Origin of the sequence: Pseudomonas fluorescens, assembly GCF_005938625.1 — a bacterium.
In the GTDB taxonomy this organism is placed as follows: domain Bacteria; phylum Pseudomonadota; class Gammaproteobacteria; order Pseudomonadales; family Pseudomonadaceae; genus Aquipseudomonas; species Aquipseudomonas fluorescens_BD.
In genome coordinates, this window is record NZ_VCNJ01000044.1 from 19558 (window position 1) to 45032 (window position 25475).

Below are 25475 nucleotides of genomic sequence, written 5' to 3' on the forward strand. Positions count from 1 at the left end.
TTATACCCGCGCCTCCGGCCAGCGTCAAATACTCAGTCCTGGGCGACCTTCACCACCAGTTTGCCGAAGTTGCGTCCCTCCAACAGACCGATAAACGCCTCGGGTGCCTGCTCCAGGCCATCGACCACGTCCTCGCGGAACTTGACCTTGCCGTCGCGTACCCACGGCACCATGTGGCTGATGAATTCCGGCTGGCGATCGCCGTAGTCGTCGAACACGATGAAGCCTTGAATCCGCACGCGTTTGGTCAGCAGTGTGCGTTGCAGCATCGGCAGACGATCCGGGCCTTGCGGCGCTTCGGAGGCGTTGTAACCGGCGATCAGACCGCACAACGGAATGCGCGCCTTGGGATTGAGCAGCGGCACCACCGCATCGAACACATGACCACCGACGTTCTCGTAATAGATGTCGATGCCATCGGGGCAGGCCTTGGCCAATTGCTCAGCAAAATCGGGCGCCTTGTGATCGATGCAGGCATCGAAACCCAGCTCTTCGACCACGTACTTGCATTTGTCGGCACCGCCGGCCACACCGACGGCGCGCAGGCCTTTGATCTTCGCCACTTGGCCGACCACCGAGCCGACCGCGCCGGAAGCCGCAGCGACAACGAGGGTTTCACCTTCTTTCGGCTGACCGATGTCCATCAGGCCCATGTAGGCGGTCATGCCCGGCATGCCCAACACACCCAGGGCCATCGAAGGGCTCGGCAGCCCGGACGGGATCGGAATGATGTTGCGCCCGTCGCTGATGCTGTGGCTCTGCCAACCGGTGGCGCCGACCACCAGATCGCCTTTATGAAACTTCGGATGACGTGAGTCCTCGACACGGCTGACAGCGCCACCGGTCATCACTTCACCGATTTGCACCGGCGCGGCGTAGGACGGCGCGTCGCTCATGCGCCCGCGCATGTAGGGGTCGAGGGACAGGTACAGGGTTTTCAGCAGCACCTCGCCGTCCGCAAGATCCGGCAGCGCTTCGCGTTCGAGGCGGAAGTTTTCCGGGGTCGGCGCACCGACCGGGCGTGAGGCGAGGACGAACCGTTGATTGAGGGTCAGAGGGTCGGACATGTCAGCGTCTCCTGTGAATAGTGAATTCAGCGGGTATAGGGAGCAGACCGTTGAGGCTTTTGCGCGTTCGATGTTTATTCAGTTGGCCGGGATTGATCGTTCCCATGCTCCGCGTGGGAATGCCGCAACGGACGCTCCGCGTTCGGCTCTGTACTTGGGACGCGGAGCGTCCCGGGCTGCATTCCCACGCAGAGCGTGGGAACGATCAGTCAGAAACAAAAATGCCAGGCGCAATGCCTGGCATTTTGTGTAGCTCATCTGCCGCCGATTGGCGAATCAGAATGGCAGCTTCATACCGGCTGGCAGGTTCATGCCGGCGGTCATGTTGCCCATTTTATCCTGGCTGTTTTTTTCGATCTGACGCACGGCATCATTGACGGCAGCAGCGACGATGTCTTCCAGCGTCTCTTTGTCAGCGTCGTCCAGGCCCGGAATCAGGCTAGGGTCGATCATTACCTTTTTCACATCATGACGCCCGGTCATGACGACGCTGACCAATTTGCCACCGGCCACACCAGTGACTTCGGCGTTGGCCAATTCTTCCTGCATCTTGGCCATTTTCTCCTGCATCTGCTGCGCCTGCTTCATCAGGCCGGCCATGCCACCTTTCATCATGGGAATCACCTCAAAAGTACTTGGATCAAAACAGCGCCCGGCCAGCGCGGCCGGGCACCTTCAGTTATTAGCCTTGGGCGACCAAGGCATCGACAGGTTCAATAGTATCGTGCCGCACCACCGCGCCGAACTGCTGAACCATCTGCTGGATGAACGGATCACCGTGGATCGATTCCTCCGCCTCGCGCTGACGGTTGGCGCGGCGACGGGATGCGGCCTGGGCCGGGGTTTCCTGCTCGGGTTTGATCAGTTCGATGGTCAGGCTCAGCGTGCGACCGTGGAACTGGTTCAACGCGTCGTTCAGACGCCGCTGCTGCGTGGCGTTGAACAGTGCACTGTGCGCCGGGTCGAGGTGCATCAGCCAATGGTCGCCATCTACCGCGATCAATGTGCAGTTGGCGGCGATGCTGCCGGTCATGCCGGAAATCGGCAGTTTCGGGAACAGCTCCAGCCATTGCAACGCCAGACCGGTGGCCGGCGCGGCAGCAGGCTCTGGCTCGGGTTCCGGGGCCGGCTCGGCGGCGTGCTCACTGGCCAGTTCGTCGAGATAGCTGTAGGCCGAATCCATGTCCGGCTCGATGTAATCTTCGTCCAGCGGCGGCTCATCGTCCATGTCCATGCCCGGGGTAGCGGCATCGACGTCGGCGACCGACGGCTCGGGAATCGGCGCGGCGGCCCACTCAGGAGCCTCCGGAACGACGCTGTCCGGAGTCGGCAGCGGCATCGGCGGCAACTCGGGTTGCTCGGCGGTGGTTTCCAGTACCGGCTCGACGGCGGGTTGCTGTGCAGGTTCGGGCTCGGCCTCGGGTTCCACCGGGTCATTCCACGGCAGGTCGACGACTTCTTCAGCGACGACAGGCGCTGGCTCAGGTTCTGGCGCGGCAACAGGAGCAACCGGCGCCGGCTCGGGAGCCGGTGCTGGTGCTGGTGCTGCCACGGGTGCCGGAGCTGGAGCCGGCGCAACAGCCGCAGCCACTACCGGCGCAGGCTTAGGCCCGGCAGCCACGGAGTTTGCGGAATCAACTGTGGCCTGGCTGATCCCCACTGGCTTTAGCGGTTGCCTCGGGGCGTCCGCGGTATCGGCGGGTCTGAAGGCGAGCATCCGCAGCAAGACCATTTCAAAACCACCGCGTGGATCCGGCGCCAGCGGCAAATCGCGGCGGCCGATCAGGCCCATCTGGTAATAGAACTGCACATCTTCGGCCGGCAAGGCCTGCGCCAATGCCAGCACGCGATCGCGGTCGCCATGGCCGTTGTCGACGCCTTCTGGCAGCGCCTGAGCGATGGCCACGCGGTGCAATACGTTAAGAATTTCCGAGAGCACGCCGTTCCAGTCCGGGCCTTGCTCAGCCAAGTGACGAACAGCTTCGAGCAACGACTTGGCGTCGCCTTCGATCAACGAATGCAGGACGTCATAGACCTGACCGTGATCGAGCGTCCCGAGCATCGCCCGCACGTCGGTAGCGAGCACCTTGCCTTCACCGAAGGCGATGGCCTGATCGGTCAGGCTCATGGCGTCACGCATCGAACCGTCAGCGGCGCGGCCGAGCAGCCACAGTGCATCGTCTTCGAACGGTACGTTTTCGGCGGTCAGTACGTGGGTCAAATGCTCGACCACGCGCTCCGGCGTCATGTTCTTCAGCGAGAACTGCAGGCAGCGCGACAAAATCGTTGCCGGAAGTTTCTGCGGGTCGGTGGTCGCGAGGATGAACTTGACGTACGGCGGCGGCTCTTCGAGGGTTTTCAGCAGCGCATTGAAGGAATGGCTGGAAAGCATGTGCACTTCGTCGATCAGGTAGACCTTGAAGCGCCCACGGCTCGGCGCGTACTGCACGTTGTCGAGCAGTTCACGGGTGTCTTCGACCTTGGTGCGGCTCGCGGCGTCGATCTCGATCAGATCGACGAAACGGCCCTCGTCGATTTCACGGCACACCGAGCACTCGCCGCACGGGCTGGAAGTGATACCTGTCTCACAGTTCAGGCATTTGGCAATGATCCGCGCAATCGTGGTTTTACCCACCCCGCGCGTACCGGTAAACAGGTACGCGTGGTGCAGCCGCTGGCTGTCCAAGGCATTGATCAGAGCCTTGAGCACATGGGTCTGGCCGACCATTTCGCGGAACGAGCGCGGACGCCATTTACGTGCAAGAACCTGATAACTCATCGAAAACCGTCGCAACGAAGGAAGCTGAAGCGGCTAATGCTAGCGGAGCAAGGGCAAAATTGCATCCGGTGTCCTCGTCTAATATGGCTAAGCTGCATCAGCAGAGGCTTTTATCGGCTCGGGATCGGGAATTACCGGAGCGTTTATGCGTTGGGCCTTGGGGGCGTTGCTGGGAATCAGCCTGAATGTGACGGCAGCGCAAGCCCCGTTGCGCTTCGCCATGCCCGACAGCTGGGCGATGCCGATGGTGCAATACGAACGCGGCCGACCGACCCAAGGCATTCTCTACGATCTGATGCTCAGCCTGGCCACGCAGGTCGGCGTACCGGCCGAGTTTCACGTCCTGCCCCGCGCCCGCGTGCAGACGTCTATGGAGCACGGCGAGATTGATGTGCGCTGCTATGCCGCACAGTCTTGGCTGCCGAATCAGTCGGGGGATTACATCTGGAGTCTTCCGCTCTTCTTCCAGCGCGATCTATTGATCAGCCGCAAGGATCAACCTGCCAGCGCCGACCCCGCGCACCTGCCCCGCCAGTCCATCGGTACCGTTCTGGGCTACACCTACCCTACCCTGCAACCGTTGTTTGATGCTGATCGACTGCAACGTGAAGATGCGCGCAATCAGGAGCAGGTGTTGGAGAAACTGCTGGCCGGGCGTTATCGCTATGCAGTGAGCAATCAGTGGACGCTGGACTGGTTTAACCAGCGCCTGATGCCTGAGCAGCAGTTGCAAGGTGTCGCGGTGTTGCAGGAGCAGAAGGTCGGCTGCTATGTGCGGAACGATCCGAAAGTACCGGTGCAGCGGATTTTGCGCACGTTGTTGCGGATGAAAATGTCGGGGGAGATTGATGAGATTATCCGGTTGTATACCGGGTCCTCTGAAGCCACCCCATAACCCCTGTTGGAGCGAGCCTGCTCGCGATGGCGTCCTGTCCCCAAAAATGAGCTGACTGACACACCGCCATCGCGAGCAGGCGAAGGCCTACAGGGGATTTGTGTCGATTTGGCAAATCGCAGACACAAAAAAACCGCAGTGGGCGAAACCCATGCAGTTCTGGTTGAAGCGTTCGATTGTTCGTTAAGGTGGTAACCCCACCAGCCACACCCCGGCACACAATGTTCCCGCTGTGGCTGCTGCCTTCCGGCTCTGACCAGGTTCACGGGTAATCGTTGCGGGGGGACCGATGGGGTCACCATAACGACGCTTGCCTGTCGGCGAGCCGCGCCATTGTACCTATCTGAGATGAAGTTACAACCGTTGGTTGCAGATTAAAAATATGAACGGGCTCAAGGACATAAAGATCGCAGCCTTCGGCAGCTCCTACAGGGCCAGAACTTCATCCGCCCTGCCGCCCGCCTGCTGGATCACCAGATGAATGAAGTGCAGCTTGGCAATCGCCGCCGCTGGCAGCACGAACGGGTAGAAATCCGGCTGGCCCATGCTGCGTGACAACTCATTGAGCATGCCCGCCAGTTCGATCCACGCGTTGACGAACGACAGAAACGCCTCGCCGCCGGGATGCTCCGGGTCGTACAGCGTGCTGGGCGGAAACGGCTGGTAGTCGAAATCCATTTCCCGAGCGCTCATGCCGAAACCCAGCGCCGTGTCCACGGCGTCCATCATGTGCAGGTAATGCGCCCAGGTCTCCGCCCAGTCTTCCCACGGGTGCATGGTTGCGTAAGCGCTGACGTATTGCTGCGGCCAGTCGAGTGGCGCGCCTTGTTGATAATGGCGATCCAGCGCCTCGGCGTAATTGGCGCGTTCATCGCCGAACAGGCTGCGGAATGAACCGAGCCATGGGCCGTTGGCGATCAGGCGATCCCAGTAGTAGTGGCCGACCTCATGACGAAAATGCCCGAGCAGTGTGCGATAGGGTTCGTGCATCGCCGCCCTGACCTGCTCGCGGTGCGCGTCGTCGGCTTCTTTGATGTCGAGGGTGATCAGGCCGTTGGCGTGGCCGGTCATCGGCGCATTGCCTTCAAGGTCGACGCCGATGAAATCGAAGGCCAGCCCGGTGTCTTCATCGACGGTTTTCGGGGTGACCTGCAAGCCGAGGGTGATCAGTTGCGCGACCAGTCGCCGTTTGGCGATTTCGACTTTGCGCCAGCGTTCGGGGTTTTCCGGGTCGGACAGGTCGGGGATGGTGCGATTGAGGCTGCAGGCGATGCACAGGCTGTCGTGGTCGCTGGCCGGCAGCAGCCAGTTGCACGCGGCGGGTGTGTCGAGGTTGGCGCAGCGGCGGAACAATCCGGCGTCCGGATCGGCATCCAGTGCCCAGGTGCCGTTTTGCGCGCCGGGCGACAGCGAAGTGATGCGGCTTTCTTCCGGTTGATAACCGAGCAAAGCGTTACACGCCAGGCACTGGCTGTTGCGAAAGAACAGCGACTGGCCGCAGCGGCACGGCCAGACTTTGCTGTTGCGTGAGGATTCGCCCATGAACGGCGCGATGATGCGGGAACTGAGCTGCTCGAAAAAGCGGTGCATGGCGATCTCTCCCTGGGGCTTGCCAAGACTAGATCATTCCCGTGACAACATCGTTCCCGAGCTTTGCTGATCGTTCCAACGCTCTGCGTGGGAATGCATCCAGTGACGCTCTGCGTCACAGCGGACGCGGAGCGTCCGGGGCGGCATTCCCACGCGGGAGCGTGGGAACGATCAAACGTTCAGGCCGTGAGTTTTTAGGAAGGCGATGAAGGTTTCTTCGTCCATCACCTTCACGCCCAGTTCATTGGCCTTGGTCAATTTGGAACCGGCGCCGGGGCCTGCAACCACACAATGAGTCTTCGCCGACACGGAACCGGCAACTTTGGCGCCAAGGCTTTCCAAATGCTCCTTGGCGACATCACGGCTCATCAATTCAACTTTGCCAGTCAGCACCCAGGTCTCGCCGGACAGCGGCAAGCCTTCAACGACCTTCTTCTCGCTCTGCCAGTGCATGCCGAAATCGCGAAGTTGCTTTTCGGATTCTTCAGCCAGTTGCCGATGCTCAGGCAGGGCGAAAAACTCGCGCACCGAATTGGCCTGCTTCTCCGGCAAAGCCTGACGCATGTCCAGCCAGTCCGCATTCATCACCGCTTCCAGCGAACCAAACTTGTCCGCCAGTTTCTGCGCGCCACCGGGGCCGACCGAAGGAATGTGCAGTTTGTCGAGAAAGCCCCCGAGCGTGGTGCTGGCGGCAAACTCGGCGCCCAGCTCACCCTGATCCTGAATCTGCAAACCATGACCGAGCAATTCGGTAATCACCTGCTGGTTATGTGCATCTTCAAAGAAGCTGTGAATCTCGTGCGCCACTTCCAGCCCCACATCCGGCAGGTAGGTCAGCACTTGCGGCAGCGCCTGCTGCACGCGCTCCAGCGAACCCAGCGAGCGCGCCAGCACCTTGGCCGTCTCCTCGCCGACATCGGGAATGCCCAGCGCATAGATGAAGCGCGCCAGCCCCGGTTTCTTGCTGTCCTCAATAGCCGCCAACAGCTTGTTGCTGGAGACTTCGGCAAAGCCTTCCAGATCGACGATGTCGTCAAACTTCAGCGCATACAGATCCGCCGGCGAACTGACCAGACCTTCATCGACCAGTTGCTCGACACTCTTGTCGCCCAGCCCTTCGATGTCCATCGCGCGACGCGAGACGAAATGAATGATCGCCTGCTTCAACTGCGCACCGCAGGCCAGACGCCCGACGCAGCGATACACCGCGCCTTCGCTGACGGTTTCCTTGCCCTTGCTGCGTTTGATCAGTTGCGTGCGTTCGACGTGCGATCCGCAGACCGGGCAGCTCTCGGGGATTTGCACCGCGCGTGCGTTTTCAGGGCGGCGATCCATGACCACTTGTACGACTTGCGGAATCACATCACCGGCACGGCGGATGATCACTGTGTCGCCGATCATCAAGCCCAGACGCGCAACCTCATCCATGTTATGCAGCGTGGCGTTGGCCACGGTGACGCCAGCAACCTTGACCGGTTTCAGCCGTGCGACCGGGGTAACAGCGCCGGTGCGACCGACCTGAAACTCGACATCGAGCAATTCGGTGAGCTCTTCCATTGCCGGGAATTTATGTGCAATCGCCCAGCGCGGCTCACGGGCGCGGAAGCCCAGTTCGCGCTGATCGGCAATGCTGTTGACCTTGAACACCACGCCGTCGATTTCATAGGTCAGCGAGTTACGCCGCTCGCCGATATCGCGGTAGTAATCAAGACACTCGTCAATGCCTTTGGCCAGTTTCAGTTCGTGACTGATCGGCATGCCCCACTTCTGTAGTTGCTTGAGGTTGCCAATATGCGTGTCGGCAATATCGTGGGAGACCTGGCCGATGCCGTAGCAGCAGAATTCCAGCGGACGGTTGGCGGTGATCTTCGAATCCAGTTGACGCAAGCTGCCGGCGGCGGCGTTGCGCGGGTTGGCGAAGGTCTTGCCGCCGATTTCCAGTTGCGAGGCGTTGAGACGCTCGAAACCAGCCTTGGACATGAACACTTCACCGCGCACTTCCAGCGTCGCGGGCCAGCCTTCGCCATGCAGCTTCAGCGGGATGTTGCGCACGGTGCGCACGTTGACGCTGATGTCTTCACCCGTGGTGCCGTCGCCGCGCGTGGCGCCGCGCACCAGCACGCCGTCCTGATAGAGCAGGCTGACCGCCAGGCCATCGAGTTTCGGCTCGCAGCTGTATTCCACCGCCGCACTGCCGCCGAACAGATCGCCGGCGGGCAGATCCAGACCTTCGGTGACGCGGCGATCAAACTCGCGCATGTCGCTTTCTTCGAAGGCGTTGCCGAGGCTGAGCATCGGCACTTCGTGACGCACCTGGGTGAACGCGGTGAGCGCCACGCTGCCAACGCGCTGGGTCGGCGAGTCGCTGGTGATCAGTTCCGGGTTGGCCGCTTCCAGCGCCTTGAGCTCGTGGAACAACCGGTCGTACTCGGCGTCCGGAATGCTCGGCTCGTCGAGGACGTGATAACGGTAGTTGTGTTGATCGAGTTCAGCACGTAGCTCGAGAATGCGGTTTTTGGCGGCGGTCATGGGGTGTTCTCTCATAAAGCAAAAGAGCAGCCGAGGCTGCTCTAATTCATCTATCTGTGGCAGCAGAAGCAAAAGATCGCAGCCTTCGGCAGCTCCTACAGAAATCGCATTCCTGTAGGAGCTGTCGAGTGAAACGAGGCTGCGATCTTTTGATCTTGGCCTTAGCGCTTCTGGGTCAGGGCGCGACGTTCGAACTCAACGATGCGCTGACGGTAGTGCTCAATCGTTTGTGCGGTCAGAACGCTGCGCTGGTCATCTTTCAGCTCGCCGTTCAGTTCCTGCGACAGCTTGCGGGCTGCCGCCACCATCACGTCGAAGGCTTGCTTCGGATGACGCGGGCCTGGCAGGCCGAGGAAGAAGCTCACCGCCGGGGTGCTGAAATGGTCGATGTCGTCCAGATCAAAGATGCCCGGCTTGACCGCATTGGCCATGGAGAACAGCACTTCACCGTTGCCGGCCATGCTTTCGTGACGATGGAAAATATCCATCTCGCCGAAACGCAGACCGCTTTCAAGAATGTTCTGCAACAGCGCCGGGCCTTTGAAGCCGGCAGCGTCGCGGCAGATCACGCTGATCACCAGCACTTCTTCAGCTTGCGGCTGGTCTTTGTCGACCACCGCCGGCGCAGGCTTGGTGTCCTCAACGAAATCGTCGTCACGGCTACTGAAGCTCGGGCTATCGTCCAGATCCAGATCCAGGTTCAAGTCGCCCTGCGCCGAACCTTTGCCGCCACGCTTGCCACGTTTCGAGCCGGATTCGCGAGGCTCGCGTGCTTCGCGGGCCGGCATGCTCACCGACGGCAGATCGTGTTCGTCCAGTTGCGGTTCTTTATGGTTGTCCAGAACACGGGCCGGGCCCAACAGCTCAGCGCTGGTGTCCTCGTCCGGCAGGTTGGACAGACTTCGGTCAAGACGGAATTTCAGTTTTCCCTTGCCGCCGCGCATACGGCGCCAGCCATCGAAAAGAATACCGGCTATCACAATGATGCCGATGACGATCAGCCACTCGCGCAGACCGATTTCCATGTAATCCCGTGCCTCTATAAAAAATGCTGAAAAATAAGGGGTTTACATTGTGCAAACCGCTTTAAAACGTGGCGCCAACTCTATGTTCTGACAGGCGTTTTGCCCACGTATACGAAAAATTGACATTAAACTAGCACGACCAAAGACAACTTTACACCGTCTGTCGAAATCGCTGCGCAAATTGTGTCGATTTGCCACTTTCATTCAAATAGTCAGCCTGTTGTCATCTTTGCGCAGCTCAGCTGCAAGTCGCGAGCTATAAGCCACAAGCTCTTCTCTTGCAGCTTGCAGCTTATCGCTCGAAGCTGCGCCGCTAGGCGTCCACCATCGCCATCGCCTCCTCGACATCCACGGCCACCAGTCGCGAACAACCCGGTTCATGCATCGTTACGCCCATCAACTGCTCGGCCATTTCCATGGCGATCTTGTTGTGGGTGATATAGATGAACTGCACGGTCTGCGACATCTCTTTGACCAAGCGTGCGTAGCGTCCAACGTTAGCGTCATCCAGTGGCGCGTCAACCTCATCGAGCATGCAGAACGGCGCCGGGTTCAATTTGAAGATGGCAAAAACCAGTGCCAGCGCGGTCAGGGCTTTTTCCCCGCCGGAGAGCAAATGGATGGTGCTGTTCTTCTTCCCTGGCGGCTGCGCCATGATCGTTACCCCTGTATCGAGTAGATCTTCGCCCGTCAGTTCCAAATACGCGCGCCCACCACCGAAAACTTTTGGGAAAAGCGCCTGTAAACCGCCATTGATCTGATCAAAGGTATCTTTGAAGCGATTACGGGTTTCCTTATCGATCTTGCGAATGACGTTCTCAAGGGTCTCCAGCGCTTCGACCAGATCGGCATCCTGCGCATCCAGATAACGTTTACGCTCGGATTGTTGCGTGTATTCGTCGATGGCCGCGAGGTTGATCGCGCCCAGGCGCTGAATCCGCGCATTGATGCGTTCGAGTTCTTCTTCGGCTTCGCGTTCACTGGCTTGCGCAGTTAATGTCGCGAGCACGCCATTGAGATCGTAGCCGTCTTCAAGCAATTGATCCTGCAAGGCCTTGCGGCGCACGGTCAGGGCTTGCCATTCCATGCGTTGCTGCTCGAGCTGACCGCGAATCAGCTGCGATTGCTGCTCGGCCTGAGTGCGGCGTTTTTCTGCATCGCGCAATTCGCGGTCGGCGTCTTCGAGGGCGATCTGCGCGGTCTTGAGTTCTTCGTCGACGGTCATGCGCTTGTCGAGCAACTCTTCGAGTTTCAGGCGCAGCTCTTCCAGCGGCGCCTCGCCCTCCTCCAGGTTCAGACTCAACTGTTCGCGTTTTTCGGTGAGGCGCTCGGCCTGCATTTCCAGACGCTCCAGCGCCTGACGCGTCGAGTCATGCTGCGCGCGTAACGAGCCAAGACGCACGGCCAATTGATGGGCGTGATCCTTGTGCTGCCGCGCTTCCTGACGCACACGGTCGAGGCGTTCGCGCAGGCTGTCGCGCTGGGCCAGCAGCAACTCGCGCTGCTCGGTATCGAGCGCCATGGCATCCAGCGCGTCCTGCAATTGCATGCGCGCTTCGCCGATCTGTTCGTGCTCGAGTTCGCGTTGTTCGCCGAGTTCGACCAGTTCTTCATCGAGACGGGTGCGGCGCAAGGTCAGCTGTTCGGCCTTGGCTTTGCCGGCGGACAACTGCGCTTTCAACTCGCCTTGCTGACGCGCTTCGTCTTGCAGCAAACGACGCAAATGTTCGCGACCGTTTTCCTGTTGGCGCTGTTGCGCGCGCAGGGTTTGCAGACGGGTTTCCATGGCCTCGACCGTGGCTTCTTTCTCTTCGCGCTCAAGGTGCAGCGCTTCGATTTCCTGACCACGGGCGAGCATGCCGCTTTCCGCTTCGCTGGCACGACGCACGCGCAGGAAATGCCGGCCGACCCAGTAACCGTCGCGACTGATCAGACTCTCACCGGCGCTCAACTGACCGCGCAAGGCCAAGGCCTGCTCAAGGCTGTCGACTGGCTTGACCTGGCCCAGCCATGGCGACAGATCGATCTGCGCATCAACCTTGTCGAGCAAGCTGCCCGCAACACGCACGCCATCGCTGGCCGGGCTGAGCAAGCGCAGATCGCCCTGAGTGAAGCCGGACAAATCGAAACCGTTGAAATCGTCGACCAGCACCGCTTGCAGATCAGCGCCGAGCACGGTTTCCACCGCCAATTCCCAACCTGCTTCAACCTTCAGGCCTTCGGCCAGACGCGGACGCTCGGCGAGGTTGTGTTCCTTCAGCCATTCGGCGGTGCCGGTGCCCGGATCGAGCGCGGCTTGCTGCAAGGCTTCGAGGGACGCGAGACGACCGTTGAGCCGCTGCAAATCGCCCTGTGCCTGTTGCTGCGCGGTCAGCGCCTGCTGCAATTCCTGACGCAATTGTTCGAGCTTTTCGACCTGCGCTTCTTCGCTGGTCTGCAAATCTTCAAGCGTCGCTTCCGACTCGGCGAGCTGCTCGTTGAGTTCCATGATCGCCGCGTCTTCCGGGTCAGCCGAAAGCAACGCGCGCTCTTCGCCGAGACGCTTTTGCCGGTCAGCCAGACGCTCCATGCTGGTTTCCAGCTGTTGGATGCGCGACTGCTGCACTTCGGCCTGACGGCGCGGTTCGGCGGCGGTCAGGTTGAAGGCGTCCCACTGCTCCTGCCAGCCGTGCATGACGGACTCGGAGTCTTCCAGCGCAGCGGCGGCTTCTTCGGCGGCGGCGCTGGTGACTTCCTGCTCGGGCACGAGCATGTCCAGCTCTTCGCCGAGGGTAAGTAGCAAGGTGCGGTCGTGGCCCAGGTGCGATTCGGTTTCGAGGCGTGCGCGCTCAGCTTCTTTCAGATCGTCCTGCAACTGACGCAGACGTTGCTGGCCGTGCTGGATGCTCTGCTCAACCCGGGCGATGTCGCCGCCGACCGAATAGAAGCGCCCCTGCACCAGATTGAAGCGTTCGGACAGGTCATGGTGACCGTCGCGCAGGCGCTCGATGGCCGCGTCGGCATTGCGCTGCTCGGCGACCAAGGCTTCGAAACTGATTTCCTGGGTGCCGATGATCGACTCGCGCTGGCCGACCTGATCGTTGAGATCCTGCCAGCGCAGCGCCGACAGTTGCGCCTTGAGCTGACGCTCTTCAGCTTTGAATTCCTGATACTTCTTCGCCGCTTCGGCCTGGCGGTGCAGGCGTTCGAGCTGACGCTCCAGCTCATCGCGCAGGTCAGTCAGACGCGCGAGGTTTTCGTGGGTGCGGCGGATACGGTTTTCGGTCTCGCGGCGGCGCTCTTTATATTTCGAGATGCCGGCGGCTTCTTCGATGAAATTACGCAGGTCTTCGGGCTTGGACTCGATCAGCTTGGAGATCATCCCCTGCTCGATGATCGAGTAACTGCGCGGGCCGAGGCCGGTGCCGAGGAAGATATCGGTAATGTCGCGACGGCGGCATTTAGTGCCGTTGAGGTAATAAGTGGTCTGGCTGTCGCGGGTGACTTTGCGGCGAATCGAAATCTCGGCGTAGGCCGCGTACTCGCCGAGCAAGGTGCCGTCGGAGTTGTCGAAGACCAGTTCGATACTGGCCTGGCTCACCGGTTTGCGGCTGGTCGAACCGTTGAAGATGACGTCGGTCATCGACTCGCCACGAAGGTTCTTCGCCGAACTCTCGCCCATCACCCAGCGTACGGCGTCGATGATGTTCGACTTGCCGCAACCATTCGGCCCGACGACCGCCGCCATGTTACTGGGGAAGTTCACCGTGGTCGGGTCGACGAAGGATTTGAATCCCGCCAGCTTGATGCACTTGAGCCGCACGCTTAGGCAACCGTCAGGGCGGATACCACCAGATCGCAACTGCGCTGGGCGTAAGCCGTCAGCACGATGCGGATCTGCGGCAAATCACGGGCGAGCACGGCGGCCAGCAGGCGTTCGAACAGTTCGAGGAACTCGCTCATTGAAGCCTTGCGCTGTTCGAGGGCGAGGAAGTAAGCACGGCTCATCGCCGGTTGCAGGTTCTCGACCGTCTCTTGCAGGTACGGATTGTTGGCAAACGGATAGGCGGCACGCATCACGCTGAAGCTGTCGTCGACGAAGCTGCGGATGTCCTGACGCTCGTAGCTGGCGGTCAAGCGCTGCTGGATCTGCACGAACGGCGCCATGTCCGACTGCACTTGCCAGCCGTTCGCCACCGAGTTGCCGAGCAGAATGTACAGCTCGCTCATCAGCGTGCACAGGCTCTGCACCTTGTGCGGCGTCAGCTCGGTGACGTGCGCGCCGCGGCGCGGCAGGATCGCGATCAGGTGACGGCGTTCGAGGATCAGCAAGGCTTCGCGGACCGAACCGCGGCTGACATTGAGGGCCAGCGTGACCTTCTGTTCCTGGATGCGCTCTCCCGGCTTCATTTCGCCACGAATGATGCGTTCGGCGAGGTGGTGAGCGATTTGCTCGGCGAGGCTGTCCGGCGCCTTGAACGTCATGGTTGTCCTTCAAACTCTATCGATCTGCACAAGCGGCGCAGTGTAGCGCAAATGCACGGTCATGGCGGAGTGCCCACTCAGCGGTTTTTGGCACGATTCCCGCAAAAAAGCAGGGTGACCAATGAAGGTCAATACTGAATAGACACGTTGTTGATCGACGAAATGCATTTTCCTGACCTTTAAGTCAGAAAACCATTGACCGAAAAGTCAGACCTGCTAAATTCGGCTCAAGTCGGTTAACAACAATAATGAGTCTGCGAGGCCTTCCGTGATCCAGTTTTTACTTAACCAGGAACTCCGTAGCGAGCACGCCCTGGACCCGAATCTGACCGTGCTCAATTACCTGCGTGAACACGTTGGTAAATCCGGCACTAAAGAAGGTTGCGCCAGCGGTGACTGCGGCGCCTGCACCGTGGTGGTCGGCGAGTTGCAAACGGATGACGAGGGTCGCGAACACATTCGCTATCGCAGCCTCAATTCGTGCCTGACCTTTGTGTCGTCGCTGCACGGCAAACAACTGATCAGCGTCGAAGACCTCAAGCACAAAGGCGAACTGCACAGCGTGCAGAAAGCCATGGTCGAGTGCCACGGTTCGCAATGCGGTTTCTGCACCCCCGGCTTCGTCATGTCGCTGTTCGCCCTGCAAAAGAACAGCGATGCACCGGATCACGCCAAGGCTCACGAAGCGCTGGCCGGCAACCTCTGCCGCTGCACTGGCTACCGGCCGATTCTGGCCGCTGCCGAGCAATCCTGCTGCGGCAAGCAACCGGATCAATTCGATGCCCGCGAAGCGGACACCATCGCCCGCCTCAAAGCCATCGCACCGACCGATATCGGCGAACTCAACAGCGGCGACAAGCGCTGCCTGGTGCCGCTGACCGTCGCCGATCTGGCTGACCTCTACGATGCTTATCCACAAGCGCGCCTGCTCGCCGGCGGCACCGATCTGGCACTGGAAGTCACCCAGTTTCACCGCACCCTGCCGGTGATGATCTACGTCGGCAACGTCGCAGAAATGAAGCGCATCGAAACCTTCGAAGACCGCATCGAAATCGGCGCCGCCACTGCCCTCTCCGACTGCTACGAAGCGCTGAACGCCGAGTACCCGGACTTCGGCGAACTGCTGCACCGCTTCGCCTCGCTGCAAATCCGCAATCAGGGCACCCTCGGCGGCAACATCGGCAACGCCTCGCCCATCGGTGACTCGCCACCGCTGCTGATCGCCCTCGGCGCGCAGGTGGTGCTGTGCAAAGGTGAAACCCGCCGCACCCTGAACCTTGACGATTACTTCATCGACTACAAAGTCACGGCCCGTCAGGAAAGTGAATTCATCGAGAAGATCATCGTGCCGCGCGCCAGCGCCGAGCAGTTGTTCCGCGCCTACAAAGTCTCCAAGCGTCTGGACGATGACATCTCCGCCGTCTGCGCCGCGTTCAACCTGCGCGTCGAAAATGGCGTGATCACCGACGCGCGCATGGCCTTCGGCGGTATGGCAGCCATTCCGAAACGCGCTGCCCATTGTGAAGCTGCGCTGATCGGCGCGCCGTTCAACAATTCCGCGGTCGAACGTGCCTGCGCCGCACTGGCGGAGGATTTCACCCCGCTCTCGGACTTCCGCGCCAGCAAGGAATATCGCCTGCTCAGCGCGCAGAACCTGCTGCGTAAATACTTCATCGAACTGCAAACACCGCACATCGAGACTCGGGTGACCGCTTATGTCTAACCATCACGGCGTAGAGAAAACTCAAGCTGAACTGGCTGAATTGTTCGCCAAGGACCTGACTTCCGGTGTCGGCCGCAGCGTCAAGCACGACAGCGCCGCCAAGCACGTGTCCGGTGAAGCGCAGTACATCGATGACCGTCTGGAATTCCCCAACCAGTTGCACCTGTACGCACGCATGTCGGACCGCGCCCACGCGAAAATCATCAGCATCGACACCAAGCCGTGCTATGCCTTCGAAGGCGTGCGCATCGCCATCACCCACGAAGACGTGCCGGGCCTGAAAGACATCGGCCCGCTGATGCCGGGCGACCCGCTGCTGGCCATCGATGACGTGCAATTCGTCGGTCAACCGGTGCTCGCCGTCGCGGCGAAAGACCTGGAAACCGCGCGCAAAGCGGCGATGGCTGCAATCATCGAATACGAAGACCTCGAACCTGTGCTCGACGTGGTTGAAGCCCTGCGCAAACGCCATTTCGTTCTCGACAGCCACACCCATCAGCGCGGTGATTCGGTTTCTGCGCTGGCAACCGCTGAACACCGCATTCAAGGCACGCTGCACATTGGCGGTCAGGAACACTTCTACCTGGAGACGCAAATCTCCTCGGTGATGCCGACCGAAGATGGCGGCATGATCGTTTACTGCTCGACGCAGAACCCGACCGAAGTGCAGAAACTGGTCGCCGAAGTGCTCGACGTGTCGATGAACAAAATCGTTGTCGACATGCGCCGCATGGGCGGTGGTTTCGGTGGCAAGGAAACTCAAGCGGCCAGCCCGGCGTGCCTGTGCGCCGTGGTTGCACACCTCACCGGCCAACCGACGAAGATGCGCCTGCCGCGCGTCGAAGACATGCTGATGACCGGCAAGCGTCACCCGTTTTACGTCGAGTACGACGTCGGCTTCGACAGCACCGGGCGCCTGCACGGGATCAACATGGATCTGGCCGGCAACTGCGGCTGCTCGCCGGACTTGTCCGCCTCGATCGTTGACCGCGCGATGTTCCACTCGGACAACTCGTACTACCTCGGTGATGCGACCATCAACGGTCACCGCTGCAAGACCAACACCGCGTCGAATACCGCTTACCGTGGTTTCGGTGGCCCGCAAGGCATGGTCGCGATCGAAGAAGTGATGGACGCGATTGCCCGTCACCTGCAACTCGATCCGCTCGCCGTGCGCAAGGCCAACTACTACGGCAAGACCGAGCGCAACGTCACCCATTACTACCAGACCGTCGAGCACAACATGCTCGAGGAAATGACTGCTGAACTGGAAGAAAGCAGCCAGTATCACGAACGCCGCGAAGCAATTCGTCGCTACAACGCCAACAGCCCGATCCTGAAAAAAGGCCTGGCGCTGACTCCGGTGAAATTCGGTATTTCCTTTACCGCCAGCTTCTTGAACCAGGCCGGTGCGCTGATCCATATCTACACCGACGGCAGCATCCACCTGAACCACGGCGGCACAGAAATGGGCCAGGGTCTGAACACCAAAGTCGCGCAGGTCGTGGCCGAAGTGTTCCAGGTCGAAATCGACCGCGTGCAGATCACCGCGACCAACACCGACAAGGTGCCGAACACCTCGCCAACGGCGGCGTCCAGCGGTGCGGACTTGAACGGTAAAGCGGCGCAGAACGCGGCAGAGATTATCAAGAAACGTCTGGTCGAATTCGCTGCCCGCCACTTTAAAGTCACTGAAGAAGACGTCGAATTCCACAACGGTCACGTTCGGGTTCGCGACCATATTCTGACTTTCGAAGCGCTGATCCAGCAGGCGTATTTCAATCAGGTGTCGCTGTCGAGCACTGGCTTCTACAAGACGCCGAAGATCTATTACGACCGCAGCCAGGCGCGTGGCCGTCCGTTCTACTACTTCGCCTTCGGCGCGGCGTGCTGCGAAGTGATCGTCGACACCCTGACCGGCGAATACAAGATGCTGCGCACCGATATTCTTCACGACGTCGGCGCCTCGCTGAACCCGTCCATTGACATCGGTCAGGTCGAGGGTGGTTTCATCCAGGGCATGGGCTGGCTGACCATGGAGGAGCTGGTCTGGAACAACAAAGGCAAGCTGATGACCAACGGCCCGGCCAGCTACAAGATCCCGGCGGTGGCGGACATGCCGCTGGATCTGCGGGTGAAACTGGTGGAAAACCGCAAGAACCCGGAAGACACGGTGTTTCATTCCAAAGCTGTCGGTGAGCCGCCGTTCATGCTCGGGATTGCGTCGTGGTGTGCGATCAAGGATGCGGTGGCGAGTCTCGGTGACTACAAGCATCAGCCGCAGATCGATGCGCCGGCGACCCCGGAGCGGGTGTTGTGGGGGTGTGAGCAGATGCGTCAGTTGAAAGCGGTGAAAGCCGTTGAAGCTGAAACCGAGGTTGTTTGATGATCGTTCCCACGCTCTGCGTGGGAATGCAGCCCGCGACGCTCTGCGTCGCATCCTGAACAGCGGACGCGGAGCGTCCAGTGATGCATTCCCACGCAGAGCGTGGGAACGATCTGAGAGGTGTGTATGTACAACTGGATCGACGCCCTCGCCGACCTGCAGAACCAGGGCGAACCCTGCGTTCTGGTGACGATCATCGAAGAACTCGGCTCGACGCCACGCAACGCCGGTTCGAAAATGGTCATCAGCGCTAACCAGAGTTTCGACACCATCGGTGGCGGGCACCTGGAATACAAAGCCATGCAGATCGCCCGCGAGATGCTCGCCAGCGGTAAGCAGGACACCCATCTGGAGCGCTTCAGCCTCGGCGCCAGCCTGGGCCAGTGCTGCGGCGGCGCCACCGTGTTGCTGTTCGAACCGATGGGCCAGGTGCAGGCGCAGATCGCTGTGTTCGGTGCCGGCCATGTTGGCCGCGCCTTGGTGCCGCTGCTCGCCAGCCTGCCCTGCCGGGTACGCTGGATCGATTCGCGCGAGGCCGAATTCCCCGAACACATCCCCCACGGCGTGCGTAAAATCGTCGCCGAAGAGCCTGTGGATGAAATCGATGAGCTGCCCGTCGGCAGTTATTGCATCGTCATGACCCACAACCATCAGCTCGACCTTGAACTCACTGCCGCGATTCTCAAGCGCAACGACTTCGCCTACTTCGGCCTGATCGGTTCGAAGACCAAACGCGCGAAGTTCGAACACCGTTTGCGTGATCGCGGTTTCGACAGCAGCGTCGTGCAACGCATGCGCTGCCCGATGGGCATCGGCGAAGTCAAAGGCAAACTGCCTGTGGAAATCGCCATCTCCATCGCCGGCGAAATCATCGCCACCTATAACGCTAACTTCGGCCAGCAGACTGCCAGCGCCGAACCGATTGCCAAACTGCTGCCGGTTTCGCGGCGCAGTCAGGCGACCAAACTCAAAGCCTCAAACTGATTAGAGAACCCTCATGCCTCTGACTCGCAAAGCCTACCGCGCTGCCATCCTGCACAGCATTGCCGACCCCGCCGAAGTCGGGATCGAAGCCTCCTACGAATATTTCGAGGATGGCCTGCTGGTGGTCGATGGCGGCAAGATCAGCGCCCTTGGCCACGCCAGTGATTTGCTGCCGACCCTGCCGGCGGACATCGAAATCGAGCATTACCAAGACGCGCTGATTACTCCGGGCTTCATCGACACCCACATTCACTTGCCGCAAACCGGCATGGTCGGCGCCTACGGCGAGCAACTGCTCGACTGGCTGAACACCTACACCTTTCCGTGCGAAAGCCAGTTCGGCGACAAGGCCCACGCCGATGACGTCGCCGACATTTTCATCAAGGAACTGCTGCGCAACGGCACCACCACCGCGCTGGTGTTCGGCAGCGTCCACCCGCAGTCGGTGAACTCGTTTTTCGAAAAGGCCGAGAAGCTCGACCTGCGCATGATCGCCGGCAAGGTGATGATGGACCGCAACGCCCCGGACTACCTGACCGACACCGCTGAATCGAGCTACGTCGAGAGCAAGGCGCTGATCGAGCGCTGGCATGGCAAGGGTCGTCTGCACTACGCGGTCACTCCGCGTTTCGCGCCGACCAGCACCCCGGAACAGCTGACCCTCGCCGGCCAACTGCTGACCGAGTATCCGGATCTGTACATGCAGACCCACATCAGCGAGAACCTCAAGGAAATCGAGTGGGTCAAGGAGCTGTTCCCGGAGCGCAAGGGTTACCTCGACGTTTACGACCACTACCAATTGCTCGGCGAGCGTTCGGTGTTCGCTCACGGCGTGCACCTGTGCGACGAAGAATGCGCGCGTCTGGCAGAAACCGGCTCGGCGATCTCGTTCTGCCCGACTTCGAACTTCTTCTTGGGCAGCGGCTTGTTCAACTTGCCGATGGCCGAGAAGCACAAACTCAATGTCGGTTTGGGTACTGACGTCGGCGGCGGTACCAGTTTCTCGCTGCTGCAGACGCTGAACGAAGCGTACAAAGTGATGCAACTGCAAGGTGCACGCCTGAGCCCGTTCAAGTCGCTGTATCTGGCGACCCTGGGCGGCGCGCGGGCGCTGCGTCTGGAAGACAAGATCGGCAACCTGCAACCGGGTTCCGACGCTGACTTCCTGGTGCTGGATTACAACGCCACGCCGCTGCTGAGCTATCGCTTGAAGCAGGCCAACAACATTGCCGAGACGTTGTTTGTGTTGATGACGCTGGGCGATGACCGCACGGTGCAGCAGACGTATGCGGCGGGTGCGCTGGTGCATCAGCGCTAATTTCCCCCGGGCCATGATCGTTCCCACGCTCTGCGTGGGAATGCAGCCCGTGACGCTCCGCGTCACTGGACGCGGAGCGTCCCCAGAGGCGTTCCCACGCAGAGCGTGGGAACGATCAGACAGGCACAAAAAATCCCCCGCAACTTTTCAGCTGCGGGGGATTTTTCTATTGGTCAGTTAGAGCTTGGCCGCTGGACGCCCAGGCTTCTTGGTCTGCAACAAATGCGAGAACACCGCATGCAGATCATCCGACGCGCCTTCCTCGTCGAGGTTGAGCTTGCTGTCGATGTGATCCATGTGATGCATCATCAAATTCACCGCCAACTCACCGTCGCGTTTCTCGATCGCGTCGATCAACTGGGTGTGTTCGTCGTACGAGCAGTGCGAACGGTTGCCGCTTTCATACTGAGCGATGATCAGCGATGTCTGCGAAACGAGGCTGCGCTGGAAGCTGATCAACGGTGCGTTCATCGCCGCTTCCGCCAGTTTCAGGTGGAACTCGCCCGACAGACGAATACCGGCGCCGCGATCGCCACGGGAGAAGCTGTCGCGCTCGTCGTTGACCATCTGCCGCAGCTCAGCGATCTGCTCGGCAGTGGCGTGTTGCACCGCCAACTCAGTGATCGCGCGCTCGACCAGACGGCGAGCGAGAAACACCTGACGCGCTTCTTCTACACTCGGGCTGGCGACCACGGCGCCACGGTTCGGCCGCAACAGCACGACGCCTTCATGGGCCAGACGCGAGAGGGCGCGGCGAATGATGGTGCGGCTGACCCCGAAGATTTCCCCCAGCGCTTCTTCGCTCAATTTTGTGCCGGGCGCCAGACGCTGTTCGAGGATGGCCTCGAAGATATGCGCGTAGACAATATCGTCCTGGGTTCCGCTGCGGCCGGCTTTGCCTGCTCGCGGTTGTTTCTTGAGGGGTTGCAACTGTTCGTTCATGGGCACTCGAGTCGGGAGAACTGCGGCGAATAGACCGTGACTGTAATACGGCACAGTAGGTCGCTGGCAAGTATCGCGTAAAAAACAGCGCGATTGTACACAATGGAAGGTGGCAACACGACTGTACGGCTGTTTGTGACTTCGGCTGTATTGCAACGATCCGTTACGATTGAGTTTAGGCTTGATCACAGAATCCGCCGCCAGAACACCACCTCCCCTGTAGGAGCTGCCGAAGGCTGCGATCTTTTGACTTTGATTTTGAGAAGCAAGATCAACAGATCGCGGCCTTCGGCAGCTCATACAAGGGTTTGCGTCATGGCGGACATCTTCATTGGTATAAGGAACACCGTTGTCATGAACGACGCCACGCACACTCGACTGCGCCCCTTGGCCGACACGTCGCCCTCAGCGATCGTCGCCGGTTTCATCGCGATGATGACCGGCTACACCAGCTCGCTGGTGCTGATGTTCCAGGCCGGGCAAGCGGCGGGTCTCACCAGCGGGCAGATCTCTTCGTGGATCTGGGCGATTTCCATTGGCATGGCAGTGTGTTCGATCGGCCTGTCGTTGCGTTATCGCACGCCGATCACCATTGCCTGGTCGACGCCCGGCGCGGCCCTGCTGATTACCAGTCTGGGCGGTGTCAGTTATGGCGAGGCCATCGGTGCCTACATTACTTGCGCGGTGCTGGTGACCATTTGCGGGCTGACCGGCAGCTTCGAACGGCTGGTGAAAAAGATCCCGGCTTCGCTCGCTGCTGCATTACTGGCAGGGATTCTGTTCAAGATCGGCAGCGAAATCTTCGTCGCCGCACAGCACCGCACCGGGCTGGTGCTGGGAATGTTTTTCACCTATTTGCTGGTCAAACGCCTGTCGCCGCGTTATGCGGTGCTCGCCGCGCTGCTGATCGGCACAGCGCTGTCAGGCTTCATGGGTTTGCTGGATTTCAGCGGCTTTCATCTGGAAGTGGCGACGCCGGTGTGGACCACGCCGCACTTCTCGCTCGCCGCGACGATCAGCATTGGCATTCCATTGTTCGTCGTCGCGATGACCTCGCAGAACATGCCCGGCATCGCTGTCCTGCGCGCAGATGGCTACAACGTACCGGCGTCGCCGCTGATCACCACCACCGGCATCGCTTCACTATTGCTGGCGCCGTTCGGCTCCCACGGCATCAACCTCGCGGCCATCAGCGCGGCGATCTGCACCGGGCCGCACGCCCATGAAGATCGCAACAAGCGCTACACCGCGGCGGTTTGGTGCGGGATTTTCTACGGGATTGCCGGGGTGTTCGGCGCCACGTTGGCAGCGTTGTTTGCGGCGTTGCCGAAGGAACTGGTGCTGTCGATTGCCGCATTGGCGCTGTTCGGATCGATCATCAATGGCTTGAGCATTGCGATGACCGAGGTCAAGGAGCGTGAGGCGGCTTTGATTACCTTTATGGTCACGGCATCGGGGCTGACGCTGTTTTCCATTGGTTCGGCGTTTTGGGGGATTGTGGCGGGGGTTTTGACGCTGGTGATTCTGAATTGGCGCAAAGCTTAAAAGATCGCAGCCTTCGGCAGCTCCTACAGGAGATCGCGCTCCTCTGTAGGAGCTGTCGAGTGAAACGAGGCTGCGATCTTTTGATCGACGAAAAAAAAACGGCGACCCTCAGGTCGCCGTTTTTTTCAGTATCACTTAGCCGCGTTGATCGGCTTTTCCGGATACCAAACGTCCAGCAACGGGCTGACTTCGTACTTGGTCAGCTCGGAGCGGGTTTTCAGCCAGGCTTCAACGGCAGCGCGCTGCTCTTCGTTGACCGAGCCACGCTTCTGCAGGCAAACCAGACCGAAGTCGTCGCCGCCAACATAACCCAGACCATTGGCTTCCATGGCTTCTTTGATGAAGGCTTCGAGGAAAGCGTCAATGGCTTCTTCGGACAAGTCTTCTTTGAAGTCCAGGTTCAGTTCGAAACCCAGCTCTTGAAATTCATCAACGCACAGTTTTTTGCGCAGACGCTGGGAACGGTTAGTCGCCATTGGAACAATCCTCATAAGTATTAACGGCCGGCACTTTACCAGTTTAAGCCGTCGATTGCCCGCCTCTCTGGCCCCTGAAGCCGACCGCCTGTAAAAAAATAACGTATTGGCCGGCCCGGACAAGGCACAAGCTGTAACACCTTGGGGCATAATGCCGACACTTTCATGACCGCTGAGGGCTTTTTCATCCATGTCCTCGTTATTTTCCCCTCGACTGTAGGGTTTTATTTCATATGATCAAATCGTTGCGTCCACTGTTGCTCGCCGGCCTTCTTCTGCCTCTGGCCCTGCCTGTTTCTGCTGCCACCATCAATACTTCCCTGACCCCCAACGTTGAAAAAGCCCTCAAGGCGAGCAAATTGCAGCCCAGCGCCCTGTCGCTGGTGATGGTGCCGCTCGACGGCCCGGGCACGCCGACCGTGTTCAATGCCGACGTTTCGGTCAACCCGGCCTCGACCATGAAACTGGTGACCACCTACGCGGCGCTGGAAATGCTCGGCCCCAACCATCAGTGGAAGACCGAGTTCTATACCGACGGTGACCTGAACGGCGGCATCCTCAACGGCAACCTCTACCTCAAGGGTGGCGGCGATCCGAAACTGAACATGGAAAAACTCTGGCTGCTGATGCGCGACCTGCGCGCCAACGGCGTTACCCAGATCACCGGTGACCTGATCCTCGACCGCAACTTCTTTGTGCAGCCGGTGCTGCCGGAATTCAATGATGACGGCAATGACGAGAACAAGCCGTTTCTGGTCAAACCGGATTCGCTGCTGGTCAACCTCAAAGCCCTGCGCTTTGTTGCCCGCAACGACAATGGCCGAGTGCTGATCTCGGTTGAGCCGCCGATTGCCAGCATCCACATCGCCAACACCGTTAAAGCCCTGCCCTCCAAGCAATGCACCGGCGGCGTGCGCTATAACCCGGTGCCAGAGGCTGACGGCAGCGTGACCGTGACCGTGGCCGGCCAGTTGGGCGAAGGTTGCAGCTCGCAGACCTACCTGTCTCTGCTCGACCACGCGACCTACACCGCTGGCGCCGTGCGTGCGATCTGGAAAGAACTGGGTGGCAGCATTCAGGGCAAGGATCGTCTCGCGTCGACCCCGGGCAATGCCAAGCTGCTGGCCCGTGCTTACTCGCCGGATCTGGCGGAGATCATCCGCGACATCAACAAATACAGTAACAACACCATGGCTCAGCAGTTGTTCCTGAGTCTTGGGCAGAAATTCCGCAATGACGCCGACGGCGACGACGCCAAGGCAGCGCAGCGCGTGGTGCGCCAGTGGATGGCGAAGAAGGGCATCACCGCGCCGCACCTGGTGATGGAGAACGGCTCCGGCCTGTCCCGTGCTGAACGGGTCAGCGCCCGTGAAATGGCGGCAATGCTGCAAGCCGCGTGGCACAGCCCGTATGCCGCCGAGTACATCAGCTCGCTGCCGATCGCCGGCACCGACGGCACCATGCGCAAGCGCCTGAAAACCACGGCGATGCGCGGTGAGGCGCACGTCAAGACCGGTACTTTGAACACCGTGCGGGCGATTGCCGGTTTCAGCCGTGATGTGAATGGCAATACCTGGGCGGTTGTGGCCATCCTCAACGACAAGGCGCCGTTCGGGGCATCGTCGGTGCTGGATCAGGTGCTGCTGGATCTGTACAAGCAGCCGAAACTGGCGCAGACCGCTTCGGTTCTGTAACGCAGTTCAGGCAACACCACAAAACCCTGTGGGAGCGAGCTTGCTCGCGAAGGCGTCA

At 60.1% G+C, this 25475-nt stretch carries 17 protein-coding genes and 1 other RNA gene; 7 read left to right on the forward strand and 11 right to left on the reverse strand.

The genetic code is table 11. From position 1 onward, the window contains the following. Nucleotides 1–32: 32 nt before the first annotated feature. The 3 genes from FGA82_RS24305 to dnaX all read right to left on the reverse strand — a co-directional run bounded on the left by FGA82_RS24305 (nucleotide 33) and on the right by dnaX (nucleotide 3846). On the reverse strand, nucleotides 33–1067 hold the full coding sequence (locus tag FGA82_RS24305) for an NADP-dependent oxidoreductase (RefSeq protein ID WP_141129037.1): 1035 nt from the start codon (nucleotides 1065–1067) through the stop codon (nucleotides 33–35). A gap of 276 nt (nucleotides 1068–1343) precedes the next feature. After that, entirely contained in the window at nucleotides 1344–1682 is a 339-nt protein-coding gene (locus FGA82_RS24315; RefSeq protein WP_007918338.1) for a YbaB/EbfC family nucleoid-associated protein, read from the reverse strand. Between the two features lie 67 nt (nucleotides 1683–1749). Beyond that, nucleotides 1750–3846, reverse strand: a complete 2097-nt coding sequence (gene dnaX / locus FGA82_RS24320; RefSeq protein WP_141129038.1) for a DNA polymerase III subunit gamma/tau — start codon at nucleotides 3844–3846, stop codon at nucleotides 1750–1752. 145 nt (nucleotides 3847–3991) lie between these two features. Between dnaX and FGA82_RS24325 the strand changes: the two genes are divergently transcribed. Next, on the forward strand, nucleotides 3992–4741 hold the full coding sequence (locus tag FGA82_RS24325; RefSeq protein ID WP_141129039.1) for a substrate-binding periplasmic protein: 750 nt from the start codon (nucleotides 3992–3994) through the stop codon (nucleotides 4739–4741). Nucleotides 4742–4936: 195 nt separating this feature from the next. Here FGA82_RS24325 and ffs read toward each other — a convergent pair. From ffs to FGA82_RS24355, 6 genes are all read right to left on the reverse strand, one after another. Next, nucleotides 4937–5033, reverse strand: an RNA gene (ffs, locus tag FGA82_RS24330) — signal recognition particle sRNA small type. Nucleotides 5034–5167: 134 nt separating this feature from the next. Continuing rightward, nucleotides 5168–6331 carry a zinc-binding metallopeptidase family protein gene (locus tag FGA82_RS24335; RefSeq protein WP_141129040.1) on the reverse strand — a complete coding sequence of 388 codons (1164 nt, stop codon included), beginning with the start codon at nucleotides 6329–6331 and terminating at the stop codon, nucleotides 5168–5170. Nucleotides 6332–6502: 171 nt separating this feature from the next. Next, a complete protein-coding gene (gene ligA / locus FGA82_RS24340; protein ID WP_141129041.1) occupies nucleotides 6503–8860 on the reverse strand; it encodes an NAD-dependent DNA ligase LigA in 2358 nt (785 codons plus the stop codon). A 161-nt stretch (nucleotides 8861–9021) separates the two neighbouring features. After that, complete coding sequence (gene zipA / locus FGA82_RS24345; protein ID WP_141129042.1) at nucleotides 9022–9885, reverse strand: cell division protein ZipA; 864 nt, start codon at nucleotides 9883–9885, stop codon at nucleotides 9022–9024. Between the two features lie 313 nt (nucleotides 9886–10198). Next, the gene (gene smc, locus FGA82_RS24350; RefSeq protein WP_141129043.1) at nucleotides 10199–13687 is read right to left on the reverse strand and encodes a chromosome segregation protein SMC; all 3489 of its coding nucleotides are present in this window, start codon (nucleotides 13685–13687) and stop codon (nucleotides 10199–10201) included. A 2-nt stretch (nucleotides 13688–13689) separates the two neighbouring features. After that, entirely contained in the window at nucleotides 13690–14349 is a 660-nt protein-coding gene (locus FGA82_RS24355; RefSeq protein WP_038365421.1) for a GntR family transcriptional regulator, read from the reverse strand. A gap of 268 nt (nucleotides 14350–14617) precedes the next feature. Between FGA82_RS24355 and xdhA the strand changes: the two genes are divergently transcribed. The 4 genes from xdhA to guaD all read left to right on the forward strand — a co-directional run bounded on the left by xdhA (nucleotide 14618) and on the right by guaD (nucleotide 20760). Continuing rightward, nucleotides 14618–16072: a xanthine dehydrogenase small subunit gene (gene xdhA, locus FGA82_RS24360; RefSeq protein ID WP_141129044.1), complete on the forward strand. Its 1455-nt coding sequence runs from the start codon at nucleotides 14618–14620 to the stop codon at nucleotides 16070–16072. Further along, nucleotides 16065–18458: a xanthine dehydrogenase molybdopterin binding subunit gene (xdhB, locus tag FGA82_RS24365; protein ID WP_141129045.1), complete on the forward strand. Its 2394-nt coding sequence runs from the start codon at nucleotides 16065–16067 to the stop codon at nucleotides 18456–18458. The genes xdhA and xdhB overlap by 8 nt, the downstream gene beginning before the upstream one ends. Before the next feature lie 126 nt (nucleotides 18459–18584). Next, complete coding sequence (gene xdhC / locus FGA82_RS24375; RefSeq protein WP_141129046.1) at nucleotides 18585–19442, forward strand: xanthine dehydrogenase accessory protein XdhC; 858 nt, start codon at nucleotides 18585–18587, stop codon at nucleotides 19440–19442. Nucleotides 19443–19455: 13 nt separating this feature from the next. Beyond that, entirely contained in the window at nucleotides 19456–20760 is a 1305-nt protein-coding gene (gene guaD / locus FGA82_RS24380; protein ID WP_141129047.1) for a guanine deaminase, read from the forward strand. 177 nt (nucleotides 20761–20937) lie between these two features. On the opposite strand, the gene FGA82_RS24385 is transcribed toward guaD, so the two are convergent. After that, nucleotides 20938–21702 (reverse strand): GntR family transcriptional regulator, encoded by a 765-nt coding sequence (locus FGA82_RS24385; RefSeq protein WP_007918375.1) that lies wholly within the window; start codon nucleotides 21700–21702, stop codon nucleotides 20938–20940. 354 nt (nucleotides 21703–22056) lie between these two features. Here FGA82_RS24385 and FGA82_RS24395 point away from each other — a divergent pair, with 354 nt between their 5' ends. Continuing rightward, on the forward strand, nucleotides 22057–23247 hold the full coding sequence (locus FGA82_RS24395) for a benzoate/H(+) symporter BenE family transporter (RefSeq protein ID WP_141129048.1): 1191 nt from the start codon (nucleotides 22057–22059) through the stop codon (nucleotides 23245–23247). 131 nt (nucleotides 23248–23378) lie between these two features. Here FGA82_RS24395 and FGA82_RS24400 read toward each other — a convergent pair whose 3' ends face one another. Then, on the reverse strand, nucleotides 23379–23723 hold the full coding sequence (locus FGA82_RS24400; RefSeq protein WP_007916365.1) for a YggL family protein: 345 nt from the start codon (nucleotides 23721–23723) through the stop codon (nucleotides 23379–23381). Nucleotides 23724–23956: 233 nt separating this feature from the next. Here FGA82_RS24400 and dacB point away from each other — a divergent pair, with 233 nt between their 5' ends. Next, nucleotides 23957–25417 (forward strand): D-alanyl-D-alanine carboxypeptidase/D-alanyl-D-alanine endopeptidase, encoded by a 1461-nt coding sequence (gene dacB / locus FGA82_RS24405; RefSeq protein ID WP_141129049.1) that lies wholly within the window; start codon nucleotides 23957–23959, stop codon nucleotides 25415–25417. Nucleotides 25418–25475 lie beyond the last annotated feature (58 nt).